General features: G+C 55.4%; 16 protein-coding genes. 10 read left to right on the top strand and 6 right to left on the bottom strand.

The annotated features are described in order from the left end of the window. Positions 1–179 precede the first annotated feature (179 nt). The 3 genes from QP093_RS06745 to galE all read left to right on the top strand — a co-directional run bounded on the left by QP093_RS06745 (position 180) and on the right by galE (position 3305). A complete protein-coding gene (locus QP093_RS06745; RefSeq protein WP_285015830.1) occupies positions 180–1379 on the top strand; it encodes a 5-(carboxyamino)imidazole ribonucleotide synthase in 1200 nt (399 codons plus the stop codon). Between the two features lie 186 nt (positions 1380–1565). Continuing rightward, positions 1566–2147 (top strand): 5-(carboxyamino)imidazole ribonucleotide mutase, encoded by a 582-nt coding sequence (gene purE / locus QP093_RS06740; RefSeq protein WP_058237060.1) that lies wholly within the window; start codon positions 1566–1568, stop codon positions 2145–2147. 162 nt (positions 2148–2309) lie between these two features. Further along, positions 2310–3305 (top strand): UDP-glucose 4-epimerase GalE, encoded by a 996-nt coding sequence (galE, locus tag QP093_RS06735; RefSeq protein WP_092648732.1) that lies wholly within the window; start codon positions 2310–2312, stop codon positions 3303–3305. Positions 3306–3491: 186 nt separating this feature from the next. Here the strand turns inward: galE and QP093_RS06730 are convergent, their stop codons facing one another. From QP093_RS06730 to QP093_RS06715, 4 genes are all read right to left on the bottom strand, one after another. Next, positions 3492–5114 (bottom strand): LCP family protein, encoded by a 1623-nt coding sequence (locus tag QP093_RS06730; RefSeq protein WP_285015811.1) that lies wholly within the window; start codon positions 5112–5114, stop codon positions 3492–3494. A 262-nt stretch (positions 5115–5376) separates the two neighbouring features. Next, positions 5377–6561, bottom strand: coding sequence for an LCP family protein (locus QP093_RS06725; protein WP_285015809.1), 1185 nt, complete (start codon positions 6559–6561; stop codon positions 5377–5379). 288 nt (positions 6562–6849) lie between these two features. Beyond that, a complete protein-coding gene (locus QP093_RS06720) occupies positions 6850–7341 on the bottom strand; it encodes a DUF2304 domain-containing protein (protein WP_257525480.1) in 492 nt (163 codons plus the stop codon). A 5-nt stretch (positions 7342–7346) separates the two neighbouring features. Beyond that, complete coding sequence (locus QP093_RS06715) at positions 7347–8021, bottom strand: glycosyltransferase family 2 protein (RefSeq protein WP_058237057.1); 675 nt, start codon at positions 8019–8021, stop codon at positions 7347–7349. Positions 8022–8145: 124 nt separating this feature from the next. Between QP093_RS06715 and QP093_RS06710 the strand changes: the two genes are divergently transcribed. The 5 genes from QP093_RS06710 (at position 8146) to QP093_RS06690 (ending at position 12260) form a co-directional block, all read left to right on the top strand. Beyond that, positions 8146–8808 carry an acyltransferase gene (locus QP093_RS06710; protein ID WP_285015805.1) on the top strand — a complete coding sequence of 221 codons (663 nt, stop codon included), beginning with the start codon at positions 8146–8148 and terminating at the stop codon, positions 8806–8808. Continuing rightward, positions 8808–9929: a DegT/DnrJ/EryC1/StrS family aminotransferase gene (locus tag QP093_RS06705; RefSeq protein WP_285015804.1), complete on the top strand. Its 1122-nt coding sequence runs from the start codon at positions 8808–8810 to the stop codon at positions 9927–9929. Before QP093_RS06710 ends, QP093_RS06705 begins: the two co-directional genes overlap by 1 nt. Before the next feature lie 5 nt (positions 9930–9934). Further along, positions 9935–10963: a Gfo/Idh/MocA family protein gene (locus tag QP093_RS06700; protein ID WP_285015802.1), complete on the top strand. Its 1029-nt coding sequence runs from the start codon at positions 9935–9937 to the stop codon at positions 10961–10963. 183 nt (positions 10964–11146) lie between these two features. Beyond that, positions 11147–11893: a glycosyltransferase family 2 protein gene (locus tag QP093_RS06695; protein WP_285015800.1), complete on the top strand. Its 747-nt coding sequence runs from the start codon at positions 11147–11149 to the stop codon at positions 11891–11893. A gap of 10 nt (positions 11894–11903) precedes the next feature. Next, positions 11904–12260, top strand: coding sequence for a DUF2304 domain-containing protein (locus QP093_RS06690; RefSeq protein ID WP_285015798.1), 357 nt, complete (start codon positions 11904–11906; stop codon positions 12258–12260). 6 nt (positions 12261–12266) lie between these two features. Here the strand turns inward: QP093_RS06690 and QP093_RS06685 are convergent, their stop codons facing one another. Next, a complete protein-coding gene (locus QP093_RS06685; RefSeq protein ID WP_285015795.1) occupies positions 12267–14294 on the bottom strand; it encodes a DUF6541 family protein in 2028 nt (675 codons plus the stop codon). A gap of 7 nt (positions 14295–14301) precedes the next feature. After that, entirely contained in the window at positions 14302–15402 is a 1101-nt protein-coding gene (locus tag QP093_RS06680) for a UDP-N-acetylglucosamine 2-epimerase (RefSeq protein WP_285015793.1), read from the bottom strand. Positions 15403–15468: 66 nt separating this feature from the next. Between QP093_RS06680 and QP093_RS06675 the strand changes: the two genes are divergently transcribed. Both QP093_RS06675 and QP093_RS06670 read left to right on the top strand, forming a co-directional pair. After that, positions 15469–16488 carry a glycosyltransferase family 2 protein gene (locus QP093_RS06675; protein ID WP_285015791.1) on the top strand — a complete coding sequence of 340 codons (1020 nt, stop codon included), beginning with the start codon at positions 15469–15471 and terminating at the stop codon, positions 16486–16488. Beyond that, positions 16472–17746: a lipopolysaccharide biosynthesis protein gene (locus tag QP093_RS06670; RefSeq protein WP_285015790.1), complete on the top strand. Its 1275-nt coding sequence runs from the start codon at positions 16472–16474 to the stop codon at positions 17744–17746. Before QP093_RS06675 ends, QP093_RS06670 begins: the two co-directional genes overlap by 17 nt. Positions 17747–17786 lie beyond the last annotated feature (40 nt).

Genomic DNA, 17786 nt, shown 5'->3' with positions numbered 1-17786 from the left:
GTGGTCGCGTGCACGCGACCACTCGGCACACACACAACCCTAGTGCGCTGGGATGTGACGAAGCCGCGGGTGAGCGGTAGATTCTATGTGTGAGCTCATCAAATACTGCGCAGTCACCAGTCGAAGAATCCGCAAACACGGCAGCAGCCGTCGACAACCTCGAAGCGCCAAATGGTCACGTGGCGTCTCATACCACCGGGGCACCTAGCGGTGCGCCAGCGCCTTCTGCACCTCGCCCCGTCATCGCTGTGATCGGTGGTGGTCAGCTGGCGCGCATGATGCAGGAAAGTGCCATTGCACTGGGAATCGACCTACATGCGCTGGTTGAAGCTGAGGATGGTGCAACGGGCTCAGTTGTTGTGCACTCAGTGGTGGGGGACCCCTCGGACATCGATGCTGTGCGCACGATCATCAGCGGCGCGGATGTGCTGACGTTCGAGCATGAACACGTTCCGCAGGACATCCTCAGGCAAGTAGGATCCGACATTGCAATCAATCCACCTGCATCGGCTTTGCTGTACGCGCAGGACAAGCTCGCTATGCGTGAACGCCTCACTGACGCCGGGATTCCGTGCCCCCGTTGGGCGAAGGTCACCACACCCGAGGAACTGGCAGCATTTGGCGACGCGGTTGGATGGCCGGTCATCGTGAAGACACCGGTTGGCGGCTATGATGGTCACGGCGTGCGGGTTGTCAGCGATGCTCATGGTGTTGACGATTGGTTCGACCGTGGAGCGCCGCTCCTTGCTGAAGAAAAGGTGTCATTCACGGTGGAGCTGGCCGCCCTCGTCGCCCGAAATCCATCCGGTCAGGTGCGCTCATGGCCAGTTGCTCAGACGATCCAACACAACGGAGTCTGCTCCATTGTGCGGGTGCCTGCACCAGGTATTTCTGCCGAGCTTGCCCGGCAGGCGGAAGATCTTGGGGAGCGTATTGCAGTTGAGCTGGGAGTCACCGGTGTTTTGGCTGTCGAACTCTTTGTTGCTGATGGGGTTGACGGTGCGCGCGTGTTGGTGAACGAGCTTGCCATGCGACCGCACAATTCGGGTCACTGGACGATCGACGGGTCTGTGACCAGTCAGTTTGAACAGCATCTTCGCGCTGTGCTCGACCTGCCGTTGGGGAGCACGCGAATGACGGCGCCTGCCACGGTCATGGTGAACCTACTGGGGTCGAATCGACACGATCCCAGCGAGGGCCTGTCTCAGGCTTTGGCATCGAGTCCGGAGGCAAAGATCCATCTGTACGGCAAGTCGGTGCGACCCGGCCGGAAGCTCGGACATGTCAACGTATCTGCGACTACGGTGGAAGAAGCTCAGGCCGCAGCTCAGGCGGCGGTCGATGCGCTGTTCGGCGAGCCGGAGGAGGAGGACGGCTAGGCCCGTCACACTGGTCGGCATTGACGAGGGCGACGCTCTGCGGCGTGGCACGTTGAGATTAAGACAGGGGTCTGCCTGATGATGAGGTGGCGGCGCGCTGTGAGTGCGCAAAGCACCAATGAACAACACGAGAGGACACGGAGCACCATGAACCTACAACCATCAGAGGAATCCACGAGTGGTCGCATGCAAGCGACCACTCGGCGCGGCGAGGGTGGCGACGCGTTTCCTATCGTGACCCCAACCGGTCAGAATCCACTGGTCGGGGTGGTCATGGGGTCGGATTCGGATTGGCCGACGATGAAACCTGCCGTTGATGCCCTTGCAGAGTTTGGCATCGCCTGTGAGGTCGGTGTCGTTTCTGCGCACCGCATGCCTGAAGACATGGTGAATTACGGCAGGTCAGCGTCCGAACGAGGTCTGCGTGTCGTCATCGCAGGTGCCGGTGGTGCAGCGCATCTGCCTGGCATGCTCGCAGCGCTCACCGAACTGCCCGTCATCGGTGTTCCGGTACCACTGAAACACTTGGATGGTGTGGACTCCATGCTGTCGATTGTGCAGATGCCTGCTGGCGTCCCGGTCGCCACGGTGTCAATCGGCGGTGCGCGAAACGCTGGATTGTTGGCGGTACGTATCCTCAGCGTCGGTACTGACGAGGCTGCTGCCGATCTTCGCGCCCACATGCGAGCTTTCCAGCAGGATCTGCGCGCAGTTGCCATGAACAAAGGAACACGCCTGCGCGATGAACTGGGTGGCCAGAAGCACTAACACCTTTCACTACCGTTGTCGATCCACCAACCAGTACCTGCATCTATCTGGCCCAGCGTTCGGACCGATGCGCGCCCCCCCTTCGAATCACACTGAGAGTTCGTCGGACGGTCACGCACCACGTGCGTGACCTGGCATGCATATCCGTAATACAGTAGTGGCATGAGTATTCTTGTATGTGGCGGCGCCGGCTACATCGGCGCACATGTAGTACGGCTTCTCCAGCAGCGCGGTGAACGCGTCATCGTCGTCGACGACTTGTCGTACGGAACAGCTGACCGTATCGGCGACGCGAAACTCATCAAAATCGATTGCGCATCCGATGAAGCTCGCGGCGTTCTGACCAACGCCATGGTCGATGAGGACGTGGACGCAGTAATCCACTTCGCCGCCCGCAAGCAGGTTGGCGAATCGGTGGAGCGCCCCGCCTGGTACTACCAACAGAACATCGGTGGCCTGGCCAACATGCTTCTGGCGATGCAGGATGCAGGCGTCACCCGCATGATCTTTTCCTCCTCTGCCGCGGTGTATGGCATGCCGCCCGTCGAGGTTGTCCCCGAAAACATCGACAAGAAACCAATCAACCCATACGGCGAGACCAAGCTCATCGCCGAGTGGATGATGGCGGACTGTGAACGCGCATGGGACCTGAACTGGATCGGCCTGCGCTACTTCAACGTGGCGGGTGCGGGGTGGAACGACCTGGAAGACCCCGCGACCCTCAACCTGATTCCAATGGTGCTGGATCGCATTTCCAAGGGCGAGTCCGCCAAGATCTTCGGCACAGATTACCCCACGCCGGATGGCACCTGCATCCGCGACTACATCCACGTGCGCGACCTGGCTCAGGCACACATCGCTGCACTTGATGCTCTTGAAGATGGAAAGCCGGAACATCGCGTGTTCAACGTTGGCACTGGGAAAGGCACATCCGTTCGCGAGATCATAGACGGTTTGCGCGAAGTGTCGGGCTGGGATTTCCCGGTCGAGGAGCTGGATCGCCGCGCCGGCGACCCGCCTCAGCTCATCGGCGATTCGTCCCGTATCCGCAAGGACCTGAACTGGACGCCCGAACTGGATGTCCATGACATCCTCAGCTCCGCCTGGGAAGCGTGGCAGGCCGGCCCTCGTCACTTTGAGGTTCCCGCCAGCAAGTAGGAGCCGGCGGACCTTACAGGCTCACGGGTCGCCCTCGTCATTGGTGTTTTCGACAGTGACGAGGGCGGCTTTGTCATGTCGCCGCCAAGGATAGGGGAGCGTGCGCACGCGGTGGCGCTCGTTTAGTCTGCAGGTGGCGCGCACCATTGAGTGTCGGCCGACTACAAGGTGGACCGCACTAGCGACCTACCCGTCAAGCTGGTTGAGGTCCTCTGGCGTGATCTGGCCGCGTGCGACTTTGGCGAAGAACTCGGGCGCAGTTGTATCGCGCAGCAAAACGGCTGAGCCAGATCCGATTTCAAAGCCCATGGATTCGATGGGCGGTGCACCCATGAGTTGGGCGTCACTGGCTGACTTGAATGCCCACACCAATCGGGCAAGGTCGGTTGAATATGCGGACTTGTCGGCGGTGAGTGAACTCGCTCCGGCGCGTTCAACTCTCAGGGTGGCTATCGGGTTGAGCAGGACACTGGGGGACAGGGCCGTCCCGATGGTCTTGGTGATGACCTGGCGTTGGCGCTCGGCTCTGCCGATGTCACCGAGCGGATCTGAATAACGCATGCGTGAAAATGCCAACGCGGTGCGACCATCGGCGTCGTGGCATCCGGCCTGCCAGTTCAGCTCGGACAGCTCGTCATTCACGTCCATGTCGAGGCACAAATTGATGCCCCCCAGCGCGTCAACGATTGTTCCCACGCCGCCCATTCCGATTTCGACGTAGTGATCCACGGTGAGTCCGGTAAGCGATTCGACCGTTGCGACCAGCTGGTTGGGACCTCCCAGGGAGTAGGCTGCGTTGAGCTTGATGTCGCCGTAGTCCGGATCCGACACGTACGTGTCGCGAGGCAGTGAAATTGCGGTGGCCTGACTGTTGGGCGCGACGTTGATCAGCAGAATCGAGTCGGCTCGAGCGCCCTCGGTACCGTCAGCGACGGCTCCATCGGCCCGGGAATCTGAACCGACGAGCAGGTATGTGGTGCCAGGAGTGTCCGCGTTCGTGGTGAGTGCGTCAACTCGCCCGAGGTGCTGGTTCGCATCCCAGACGAGGAATGCCGGCCATCCGATGATGAGCACCAGAATGATGACGAGGACGAGTGGCCAGCGCCTGTGACGCCGGCGTCGCGGGCGTGCGCGGTCGCGCGCGGATGAGCTGGAGGGCTCTGAGGAGCCATATGGGCCGGACGAGCCGTACTGTTGCGCTGGATGCGAACGCTCAGGAATCGTCCATTGGCGTGGCGGATGAAAAGCCTGCTGGCGCGGCGTCGCGGGCGTCCCGTCATCGTTGGTGCCAGAGAGCGCAGCGCGTTGAGATTGAAGCTGACGCACCTGGTCGGCCGGCAGGAACGAGGGTGGCTGGTGCCGCTGATTGCGCGGCGTGGTGTGTGATGGCATGCGCCTGGTTGGCTCCACCGGCTGATTGCGAGCGGAGGATTGCTGTGAGGACTGGGTGCCGGAGCTGTGTGAGGACGCACGGCCCAGGTGGACAGGGCCGCCACGATCTGCACGCGAATGTGAATCAGCGTGGGTAACGCTGCTTCCTCCGGACTGTTGGACGCGAGAAGAGCTGGATGATGGGTCAGGAGTACCACGGCGAGCATACGGATCACGGAAGGAACGGCGCTGAGGTGTGGCCGCGGGGTTCGGATCTGCGGGAGCATCAGATGCTGTGCGAAGGTGGCTCGCTGCACTGCGGCCTGGCGAGCGCTGCGCATCTGGCGTGCGGCGATGCTCGGAGATTTTGTGCGCATCATTGGCGCGAGGGCGAGACCGACCCGGGTCAGGTGCAAATGACGGGGGATGGTCTGTCACGTCGAATATTCCTTACTCGTTGAGTTCTTCGGCAGTGCGTCGCATGCAATCGAGAATGCAAAGCATCATAGAAGCGAGAGACTTCGCGGCACGCCAATGGGTACCGGTGTCTAATTTACGTTGTATTGGGCTCAAGGTGCTCGTATGCCTGATCGGTGTCTCAAATCCTGTCGCTCAGTGTGGTGCCGAGTGGTCGCTTGCACGCGACCACTCGGCACAACAAAAAAGACGAGGACGCGTGCGAAACGTATCGGCTCGACGTTTAGTGGCCGGTCGGAGGACAACTTGGGGTGCTCTCAGCTGACTCATCTGAGAGATCCTCTGACAGCGGGTCAGGGCCCGGCGCCTCGTTGGTTGCATTACCGCCGTCAATCTCGGTGTTATCAGAGTCGTCGAATGCCCCGGAGCTGTCATCACTGGATTGTCCATCACTCTCAGGGTAGGGGACTGTGCGCATCACGCCGTTGCCATCGCGGTACTCGCTGCCAGGTGGGTACGGTTCATCGTTGGCAAGAGCGTTCCACACGTCAGTGGCGTCGGGCTCAACTGCGATGACCCTGTTGGGGTCGTAGTCGTCTGGCGTGTTCGGCATCATGAGGAATTGGATGTTTTCACGGCTGATACTTGCCAGTGACATGAGCAGTCCCGCGTCATCAGTGATGTCGGCGAATTCACTGGACATCTTGAGCGCCGCCAGAGTCTGCTTGAGGAACGACAGCAATGCCGGCATGTCGGTGATGAAGTTCTTCGACAACAAAGTTGTGAACATGACACCCACGAGTGCTTGCTGTCGGCTGATCCTCTCAATGTCGGACCCGTCAGAATCCTCCACTCCGTAGCGCACGCGTGCATAATCAAGAGCTCGCCGCCCATCGAGGTGCTGACAGCCCGGATCAAAGTAGATATCCGACTTGTAGTCCTCAATGTATGAAGGAACGTCAAACCAGACTCCGCCGAGCGCGTCCACCATATGCGCAAAACCAGCGAAATCGACGACTACGAACCCGTCCAGCTCAAGTCCTGTCAATAACTCGACAGTCGCTTTCGTGCATGCGATCCCGCCGGCGATGTCATCTTTGCCTGCCCCGTCAGCAAAGGCAGAGTTGAACTGACCATAGTGTTCGTAGGTCTCGTAGCCTTCGGCTGACTGGCATGAGGGGATCGTCGTCATCAGGTCGCGCGGAATCGACACCACCTGTACCCTCGAGCGATCCTGCGAGATGTGCACGATCATCGTGGTATCTGAGCGAATGGTGTCGATCTCGTCGGGATCGCCATACGCGTAGTCTGCGTTGTTACGCGAATCAATGCCGGAAACCAGAATGTTCAGCGCTTTGCCGGCGAAAGGATCCCCTGGTGGTTTCTCTTCGTCGGTCGTGCCGCCCTTGTCGAAATCGCTGATATCGATGATGTTTTCGGAGAGTTGGTCACGAAAATCTTTAATCACAAAGAAGCCTGTACAGCCTGCTAACAATACAAGCGAGACCAGCACGCCGAGGACAGCGCGAATCGCGCTGAAGTATCGAACTTCAGTGGCGCTATGTTGCATTGCGCGAAACGCAAGAAATCGTTTGGCTGTACTCATTGAGTGTGATTGTACCGGAAAATCGTTATCCAAACGTTATTGAGACTGCAAGGTTTGTCGTGTCGTTCCTCGTGCATATGCGGCCCCTGGCGTGCCAGCGTACGCAGCCCGAGGTCAAAGCGCCATCGTTGCCCAGATTGACCGCCGATGCTACTTGTCGTCAGCGTCATTATCGAGGGGGGCGCCGGCATCTTTCGTTTCATCGCCATCTGGCACAGGTTCCGTTGAATCCTTGGCATCGGCAGGGAAAACGCTGTCAGAGGTTGTCCCAGAATATGCATCGTCATCACGATAGTGAGGAAGCGGCGGGTGTGTTGACAGCGCGATAGCGCGAGCTAACTGAGTTAAACGTTTTTCCGTATCGGCATCGCGCCGATACGTCGTGGCAACTTGCATGAAGAAAGCCAAAACCAACGCGTAGAGCAGGAGGTTGATGCCTCGCTCCACGCCCAGCCAGGCGGCCAGACGGTTCAGCAGACCGGGAAAGAGCACCGCGAATGCTGCAAAGACGATCATCAGCAGCATGCCGAGGCGTTTGAGCGCCAGTTGGTTCGGATTGCGTATGGGACGCATGACGAACCATGCCAGCAGTAGCAGCCCCGCCAGCAGGAGTAGCTTGATAAGCCAGTAATTTGTCAACATGTCGCTCACCCCATCAGCAATTCGACGAGGATATTAATGGAGTTCAGCAGTGACTGTCCCTTGGAGCGCGAGTAGTCGGTGTAAATGATCGTGACCGGAAATTCCAGCCACTTCATCTTTGAACGCGCCAGTTGGGCAACGATTTGAGAAGCATGTGCCATACGGTTTTGCGTCAAATGCACGTGTTCGACAGCGTCGCGGCGCAGTAATCGCAGACCGTTGTGCGCATCGGTCAGTTTCATTCCGGTGCGCACGCGAGTCACCAGCGCTGCCGTTTTCAGCACCACACGCTTGAAACTGGAAATATCGACGTGACCTTCAAGGAAGCGGGAGCCGAAGATAATCGGCGTGTCGGTATCGATTGAGGTGCGGCGCATTGCCACTGCGTCTTCGACGCGGTGTTGTCCATCGGCATCAAAGGTGACGGCGTAGGTGCCGTCGGTGCGGGTGAGGAAGTATTCGAATCCAGTTTGTAGCGCCGCGCCCTGACCGAGGTTAATGGGATGCGTTACCACGTGTGCCCCGGCTAGACGCGCCTGTCTGGCGGAATCATCTTTTGACCCGTCATCCACGCACACAATGTTCGGGAACGTGCGCCGCGCCTGCTGGATCACCTGTCCGACAACTGTGGCCTCGTTATATAAAGGCACAATCAGCCACGTGTCCTCATATCGCTCCATGCTGGCATTATTCCACACCGGTGCGCACGCTCTGCCTGCGCATTGCCGAAGTGTGCGGGTGGTGCCTGTGATCTTGGGCTGTGAGTGCGTATGATTAAGTGGCTACAGTACGTCAGGAGGGTATATGCCCAGAATTGTTGATACTGCCGATGTTGCATCGAGCGCGTCCATTGGCGAAGGCTCCAGCATCTGGCATCTCGCCCAGGTACGCGAAGATGCTCACATCGGTGAAAACTGCATCGTTGGCCGTGGTGCCTATATTGGCGAGGGCGTTCGCATGGGGAACAACTGCAAAGTGCAGAACTACGCCCTTGTCTATGAGCCCGCATCCCTTGCCGATGGTGTCTTTATCGGTCCGGCAGCAGTCCTGACCAACGATCACTTCCCCAGGGCCGTCAACCCGGATGGAACCATCAAATCTGCATCTGACTGGGAGCCGGTTGGCGTCACCATCAAGGAAGGCGCCGCAATTGGCGCTCGCAGCGTGTGCGTGGCGCCCGTGACGATTGGCGCATGGGCCACAGTCGCTGCCGGAGCAGTCGTCACGAAGGACGTCCCTGATTTCGCCCTTGTTGCCGGCGTGCCAGCCAGGCGCATTGGGTGGGTCGGCCGCTCGGGCGCACGCCTTGAACCAGTGGATCGACATGACATTGACGAGGGCGCTCGCAGCGCTCTCGAACCGGTGAACGAGGGGCAGACACTGTACCGCTGCCCTTTGACTGGTGACCTGTACTACGAAGAACAATCAAGTGATGGACAGACAACGTTGAAAGAGGTTTCTCACTAATGGAACGTGCATTTATCCCGCCTGCAAAGCCACTGATCGGTGACGACGAGCGTCAGGCTGTTGACGATGTGCTCGCAACCGGAATGGTTGTTCAGGGCCCTCAGGTCAAGGCTTTCGAAGAAGAATTCTCTGAGCAGGTTGTCGCAGGCGTGAACTGCGTGGCCGTCAACTCCGGCACATCAGCTCAGCATGTCGCCACGCTGGCCTCACAGCTGCCGGAAGGCGCTGAAGTCATCGTTCCGTCGTTCACCTTCGCTGCCACCGGCAACTCCGTTGCCATCGCAGGAGCCAACCCTGTGTTTGCTGATATTGACGTCAACACGTTCACCCTCGATCCGGCCAGCGTTGAAGCTGCAATCACTGACAAGACCGTAGCCATCGAGGTCGTGCACCTGTACGGCCTGCCGGCCAACATGCCAGCCATCCTTGAGATCGCCAAGAAGCACAATCTGCTGGTCTTCGAAGACTGCGCTCAGGCACACGCCGCGTCGATCAACGGCAAGCCGGTGGGGACGTTCGGCAGTTGGGGATCCTTCTCCTTCTACCCGACGAAGAACATGACGTCCCTTGAGGGCGGCATGGTCACCACCGCTGACGATGAGCTTGCTCGCCGCTGCCGCCTGATCCGAAACCAGGGCATGGAAAAGCAGTACGCCAATGAGCTGGTCGGCCTGAACAACCGTATGACCGATGTGGCTGCTGCTGTTGGGCGCACACAGCTGAAGAAACTCGCAGGCTGGACGAAGACCCGCAAGGAGAACGCTGCAAAGCTCAGCGAGGGTCTCGCCTCTGTGGACGGCGTGGTCACCCCGACCGTGCCGGAAGGCTACTCACACGTCTACCACCAGTACACAATCCGTCTGGAAGGTGCGACCGGAGAAGAGCGCGACGCGTTCCGCGACGCACTGAAAGACGAATGGCAGGTCGGCTCCGGCGTGTACTACCCGATTCCGAATCACCGCCTGCAGTCCCTGGCACCCTACGCTGAGGGTCTTGAACTGCCGAACACGGAAAAGGCTGCCCGCGAGGTTGTCTCCCTGCCGGTTCACCCCTCCCTGTCGGCTGAAGACCTGGATCGCATCGTTGAGGCCGTGTCCGCATGCGCCAAGGCTGGAGCGTGAGTCGCATGACATCATCAGCACCCGAGCAGCATCGCATTGAGAAAGGACAGCCTATTCGCGTGGGTGTCCTCGGCATCGGTTCGATGGGACGTCACCACGTGCGCAACGCACGCTCAACCGAAGGGTTCGATCTGGTCGGCATTGCCGATCCCAGTGGTGACCGTTTCGGCGTTGCCGGTGACATGCCTGTTCTTCCAGACGTTGATGCTCTGATCGAAACCGGGATTGACGCCGCCATTGTTGCTGTCCCCACCATTTTCCACGAGGAAGCGGCTCTCAAACTGGCTGAAGCTGGGGTTCACACACTGGTTGAGAAACCGCTTGCCGCAAGTGTTGAGGCCGGGCAGCGTCTGGCTGATGCGTTCAACGCAGCAGGACTTGTCGGCGCTGTTGGCTACGTGGAGCGCTGCAACCCGGCGATTATGGAGATGCGTCGCCGCGTTCAGGACGGGCAGCTCGGTCAGGTCTACCAGATCGTCACGCGTCGTCAGTCCCCATTCCCGGCTCGTATTTCCGATGTCGGCGTGGTCAAGGATCTGGCCACTCACGACGTGGATCTGGCCGCATGGGTCGCCGGCTCCACCTATGCCGAACTATTCGCACAGACCGCGTACCGGTCGGGGCGTGAACACGAGGACATGGTCACGGTGTCGGGTCGTTTCGCCAACGGAGTGCTGGTCAACCACCTGGTCAACTGGCTCACTCCGTACAAGGACCGCACCACGATCGTCACCGGCGAGCATGGCGCGCTGGTCGCCAACACCGTGATGGGGGATCTGACCTTCTTCGAAAACGGCCAGATGCCTGTCCAGTGGGATCAGATCGCCGCATTCCGCGGAGTGTCCGAAGGCACCATGACGCGCTACGCCTTGACCAAGCGTGAGCCGATCGCCGTGGAGCAGGAGCACTTCCGCGACGCCATCTGGGGCGTTGGCGATGAGCACGTCACGATGAATGACGGCCTTGCTGCGCTGCGCGTGGTCGAAGCAATCCTGAAGTCCGCTTCATCCAATGAGGTTGTGCACTTTGAGTGAGGAATACAGTCGCGGCCTTTCCTCTGTAAAACGCTCAGCTATCAAATACTTTATTACTGTTGCGAGAGAAAACGTATAACTATGTGGATGGGCGTAATCTAGGCGAAAACCGTCCACTCAAAAAGTGACGAGTAGAGCTGAACGGAGGGGCAAGATACCTTTGAGAACTGTTGGAGTGAGATAGTGGTTGATGCCTTTGAGAGACGGGCAACCGCAATCGATTCATGCGTAGGTGGGGGCGTACTTGTCATTATTCCTGCATGGAACGAAGAGGCGAGTGTCGGGTCTGTTATAACAGAGGTCAAGGAATCGCTCCCCGAAGCGTCAGTCCTTGTTGTCTCCGACGGCTCGACCGATGCGACTGTCGCCATAGCCTGTGAGTCGGGCGCTGAAGTGTTGGATCTACCAATTAATCTTGGCGTTGGCGGTGCTATGCGAGCGGGCTTTAAGTTTGCGCAGCTCTCTCGCTATGCCGTTGCAGTTCAAGTGGACGCGGATGGTCAGCACAACCCGGAAGACATCTCTCATTTGATTGCGACTTTAGACGATGGATATGACGTCGTGATAGGTTCGCGTTTTGCAGGTGTCGGCAAATATGCTGTGAGAGGGCCAAGAAAATGGGCAATGCGTTTTTTGGGAAAGGCTCTATCGCACATCTGCCACACCGACTTAACAGATGTTACATCCGGCTTTAAAGCATATTCATGCAAGGCAATCGAATTGTATTCTCGCGAATATCCTGCAGAATATCTAGGGGATACCATTAATGCCATAGTGATCGCTTCGAAAAATAACCTTCGTATCACGCAAGTCGGGGTGACAATGAGAAAGCGCTTGGCTGGCACTCCTTCGCACTCTCCACTAAAATCCGCGGTCTATCTTTTGCGGTCGATGCTGGCCCTAGGCATCGCTGTCATCACGCCGAGATAGAGAGAAGAAAATGGGATATCGTATACTACTGGCAGTTTTTATTCTCTCGATTGCTATAGTTTTGGTCCGTTTAGTTCAGAAGAAGCAGATCAAGGAAAAGTACATTTGGCTTTGGCTGAGTTTGGATCTTCTTGCATTCTTGGGAGCGATCTTTCCTTCAGTTGTAGATAGGATCGCGCATCTTTTAGGATTCCAGCTTGCTTCAAACATGGTCCTTGTCGTCGTAGTAGCTGTTCTGGTCGTTTTGCAGCTTCACCAAAGCGTGGTAGTGACGAGGCTGGAAGAGGACAGAAGAAGAATCATCGAGGAAATTGCGCTGCTGCGTTATGACCTCTCAGACGGCAAAGGCACTGCGAAAGAAGATTAGAACAACTTACTTGTGAGTGCATTCGGTCACTTCATATAGACGGGCATTTCCCTGCTTGTCGACTAGAGTGATCCCGGGAGCCGTGTCAAGATGCTCGAAGCCACGAAAGAACTCATTCTCGCCGTTGACGAACCCATCCCATAGGATGAAGTCTTCCCCAAAGTCGAGAACATGGTATGCATTGAGACGGTTTAAGGCTGGACAAATCGTGGGATCACTTGCAACATTTCTTAGATTATTGGCGACCAGAGTTTGATCTGAGTTCGGTGGATAAGTTAGCGCTGGTTGGGGGAAAACGGCTTTTCTACCCGATACTGCCCACACGAAGGACGAACCGTCCCAGGGGTCGCCCATAATCGCTTCGTCTGGGGCGACATGATTGGAGATACGACTGAGAAGTTGGTATTCATCAAGCGACAGAAGATAATGCTGATCGCTGTCCGTTTGAGGAATGCGGTATCGTTCGCGGAGTGACAGACTCGCTTGATTCATTTCATCGGAAAATGTCAAAACGATAACGAAGACTCCGATGGCTAAGAAAACAATGATATTTCTTGTTGAGCGATGCGAGGAAGAAAGAAGTGTGGCTGTAGTCCATTGTGTAACCGCAGTCAGCCCAATTGCAGCTATTGGCACCGCTAAGAGCGGTAAGGCAGCATAAAGGCGTTGAGAGTCGGAATACCACAGGCCAAGAATGGAAGCTCGTCGCGGGAAGTCTAGAGCGTATGCAGTGACAGCAAGGAATCCGAGTGTGGAGTAGCTGAAAGGCAAAAAGCGGTACCGGGGTCTCCAAAGACATACCAGTGCGCCAATCACTGTAGCAAGAGCTAACAGCAGTCCTCCCCATGACAAGGCCGGCACATTGATATTGATACCCACACCAAATGTCAGAACTCGCCAAAGCGCTTCCCACTTATCGCCCTGTGGTTCCCACGCTGTTTGCGTGGCACGCATCTTTCCGAGTTGAGTACCTGGAATTGACGTGATTTTTTCCAAGATAAGGTATGACACGACTATGAGGCTGGTCGCTATCGCTGCTGCTACGAAACGTGCCCAGGCTGGACCTTTCTTGAAAAGTGCACGCGGAAGAATAGACCAAGCCCAATACACTAATAGTGGTGCGACCGCGATTATAAACAAAAATAGAGCATTGGGTTGGGAAAGTGCTAGCGCAGCGAGTGAAGCTAGGAGTATGAGGATAATTTCCCAATTATGCGGGCCGAACCTATCAAAAAGTAAAGTTACCGAGACTGCGAATGCGGCCGGAATAAGAGAATATGCTAGAAGATTTGGGTAAAGAACGCCGTATGAAATAAAGAGAAATGGAAATTGCGGGAAGAGCGTGGCAAAAAGAAGGGACAAGTAAATCTCTTTGGAGCTCGTTGGTCGCAGCGAGGAAACCAATGCGGCAACGCTTCCCGGCCACACACAGGAGGCGATGACTATGACAACAGAATTCACTGAAACGGGTATCGGGGTGCCAAAAGTGAGGGTAACGAGGGAGGCGATCGCGTGGAACGCAGCTGGATAAAAACTGGGCCCGCCGGGGACAATCGACATGTGAAGAGAAGAAGCGTCGTTTTTTTGGGTGATCCATTGAACAACGTTGACGTGAAAGACCCCGTCGAAGGTTTGAGAAAAAGCACCCGGAATGCCAAATGCGCCAATTAGCCGTGCAGCAATGAGAACGGCAGAGGCAATAATCGCGCCGACTAAGAGAATGCTACGCGTAGATAGAAGTGCCTGGCGGGATGGAAGGACCTGTCTCCATACTGAAGGTCGCAAGCTGCCTAACAGTGAGATAAGGGCGCCTGCGAGTGCCACCCAAAGCGGGTTCCATGGAATGGAAAAGTATGGGAACAGTATGGCAGAGATCGCAAAGAAGGCAACGGAAATCAGGGGACTTATCCCCCATAGCAGCAGGCCTCGGACGCGCCACGAACGTCCGATGAAAAGCCCTGGAGCGTAGAGCCAGAATATGGCACCTAATATTGGTAAGACAATATGTGTCCAGGAAATGAGACTTGTAGGCATATTAATCCTAAATAATCTCCAAAGACTCAAGCGTATTCACAATGGTGGAGGAGGGGTGATATTTATTCAGGGTAGACTCATGCCGAAAAGAGTCCACGTTGAGAAAGAAGTCTTTCAGAGCACTAATGGACATATGAGTCAGATTGAAAGTCTGATAGCCATCTAGGTGGCGAGTTTCTGTTTTCTTTCGATGCACCGCAAGCGGGATTCCGAGTATTGTTGCTTCTTGCTGGAGCCCCCCTGAGTCGGTCACGATGTGGTCTGCGTGGGAAACAAGAGGAACAAAATTGAAGTACGATCGTTTCTCCCAACGTTGGAAATCTGAGTCGAATAGAGAATCTAAGCCTAGTGCCTTTACCTTGACTGTCTCTGGTCCACCCATGACCCATATCACGGGTATTTTCTTTGAGTGTTCTTTCATACAGTGAACAACTGCGGTGAAGTCGCTTGTAGATCGCAGCAGCTCAAATCGGTGAAGCGTCAAAAGGCAATAGCGACTTGGTAGCTCTTCAGCAACGCTGGCGCTATCGACAGCGAGCCTGAGTGCATCGATTATGGTGTTCGCCTCAGTGTTGACAACGATCCCTCGTGCCTTTCGAAGGTTATGCACTTCCCTCGGACTTGGGGCGAAATGGATGTCGGTGAGCTTGGCTGTCAAAATTCGATCTATTTCTTCAGGAAAAGGGGAAAATAGTGATCCTGAACGCATCCCAGCTTCGATGTGAATAACACGTGCACCGAGCCTTCGCGCGATCTTCGCCCCTAGCAGTGTGGTGAAGGTGTCTCCGTGAACTGCGACGTAGGCACGATGAGCATCCTGCTTTAGATCGTTAAGTAAGGCTTGCCTATTGTGATGTGAGTAAGAAAGCACAGAGCAGGCCCATTGCGGTACCTGGCTATTTGAACTCAGCGGAGTGAGCTTCGGGTCGGTGACAAACCATCTATCCGGAGGTCTAATGCCGAACTCCTGCGATGTAGAGTTTATCGCCTCCATTGAGTGGTGGGCAGTGCACCAAAGGAGATAGCGGACTCCGCGTTCGTCCAAAAGACGTAGTACTGGCGCGATTTTAATCAGTTCGGCCGTCGTCCCGTATATGAAGGCAATCATGTGTCATCCTAGAAACTTGAGTATCCTTAGCTGCATACAATCTAGCAGCGTCAGGAAGGTTCAGCTATGTCCGAGACACTCGGTGTCGTGGTGCCGGTCTACAACGAAGAGCGATGGATCTCTGGTGCCCTTGAAGCGTTGGCTGATGCGCTGGGTTACGCAAATCTGAAAGCTGATGTTGTGATTGTTGACGATGGTTCCACGGATAGTTCGCCAGTCATACTGGATGAGCTTTCGGGAAAATATGGCTTCAGAGTGTTTCATCGGTCGAATCAAGGCAGGTTTCTTGCTCGAAAATTTGGATTAGAGCAATTGAACACGGATTATGTTCTTCTGCACGATTCGCGTGTTTTTCTCCAGCGACAATCCCTCGACTTTGTCTGGAATGATCTTAAATCGAATGAAGACATGTCTTACAACGGCGATGTTGTTGTTCGTACTGAGCGAAATGCTTATGCAGGATTTTGGGCTGGTCTTACCGCCATTGGATGGCATCGCTATTTCCGCACTAGGAAACGCATCCGTGTCGATATTGAGAATTTCGAGGTCTTTCCCAAGGGAACAGGATGTTTTCTTGCACCACGGAACTTGTTGAAAAGCGCATATGAGAACTTTACATCAAGCTATTCTAATCTAAAATTAGTATCGGATGATACCCGACTTATTCGCTATATTGCCGGTGAAACGGGTTATTTTATTGATCCACGCTTTGTGTGCGAATACGAAAGTCGCGACAACTTTAGGAACTGGATTAAACAGGTGTTTTATAGGGGGACTACCTTCGTCGATTCGTATTTGACGTATTCAAACCCCGTGCGGCGGTTCTTTTTTGTGGGCACCGGCTCGCTTGTCATACTGGGTCTTCTCGGAAAGAGCCATCCGAAGCACCTGGCTCTCGTTGCTCTTCTTGCTGATGGGGCAGCTGGGAAAGTCTCTCGGTATTGTGGCGCATCCACGCATGATGCGCTCTGTGTTTCTGCTTTGTTGCCCTTGTTTGGCGTAGCGTTTACTGGAGGACTTTTGCGGGGCTCGTGGAACTTGCTGCTCGCGAAGATGTGTCGAGGCGAGAATGAGAAGACTGATTAGTAAAATTGGTCCTATTGGAGTTGCACTTTTACTTGCATCTTTTTTGGGCTATATTTTACTTGCATATGTGGCGAGAGTGCTTACGCCCAATGAGTATTCTGCATTTCAGGCATCGTGGGGATTGATATTTGGATTTGGTTCCGCTTTTTCAGTTGTTGAACAGGAGATCTCCAGACAACAGGCGAATCTGGACTTCGACCGTTCAGGCCCCAATAACTACCCACTGAAGGTTTGTATCATATCGCTATGTGCTGTAGTGCCAATTGGTGTTGCAGGATTAGTGTCAGGCTTTTTTGAAAGGCTAAGCCAAGAACTCGGGAGCATAGGTGTTTATGCTGTATTAATCGCAGTGCTTGGTTTTATTCCACAATTTGTGGTGCGCGGTGTATTGGTGGGACGCGAAGAGCATCTTCAATATGCAGCACTCTTAGTTATAGAACCTGTCTTGCGATTGGTAGCAGTGGCAGTCTTTATGTACATAGCTCTGCGAGAGAGCCTGCTGTCCTATTCGATCGTGGCGGTTGCAACTGGGTCTTATGCATTTTCGTTCTTCTTGATTCCGACCGCGCGGTTTGTAGGGCGTACAGAATGCAATGTCTCGTGGCTTTCGATTCTTCGTCGTCTAGCGGTTTTAGGGACGGGGATTGCACTGTCTGCAGTTCTCATTACAGGGTATCCAGCGTTTGTGACAGCTATAGTCGGTACAAGCGAAGGACTGGGCTCCTTTTTCACAATCGTTACAGCTTCACGAGTGCCGCTGATCCTAGTGGCGCCTATACAAGCGGTGGCTGTTCCGCAAGTGGTTCGGCTGATACGCGGTGGCAAGAGCAGAAAACTAGCACAAGTTGTTTTACGTTCATACTTGCTCGCATCTTTTTGTGCCATTGTCGCTTTTGCCGTCGGATATGGTTGTGGACCGCTTGCAGTGCACGTCTTATTTGGTTCTCAATATTCCCCAAGCAGATTTGAGTCTGCAATAGTGGCAACAGCTACGGTCATGATTGCTGCAACGCAGCTAGCGTGTGCGTGCCTTGTGGCATTCGAACGCTATATTCTTCTTGCTGTTGGATGGGGGACCGGGGTTGCCGGTGCATATCTGGCTTTGACTTGCTTACCGCTAGATCTTGTTGGGCGTGCGACTTGGGCCTTACTTACTGGTTCCGTGATGGCTTGTTTAATGACTGGCATTTTCGTCATGAGGCAAAGCAAGAAAGCAGCTAAGAGCGAGCATAAACTCAGCGAAAGAAGCGAAGAGTAAAAGGAGCCCTATTGAAGACAGATGGTTGGCTACGCTGATC

Origin of the sequence: Pauljensenia sp. UMB10120, from assembly GCF_030212035.1 — a bacterium.
Classification (GTDB): domain Bacteria; phylum Actinomycetota; class Actinomycetes; order Actinomycetales; family Actinomycetaceae; genus Pauljensenia; species Pauljensenia radingae_A.
This window is presented reverse-complemented; position numbering and strand designations above follow the sequence as displayed.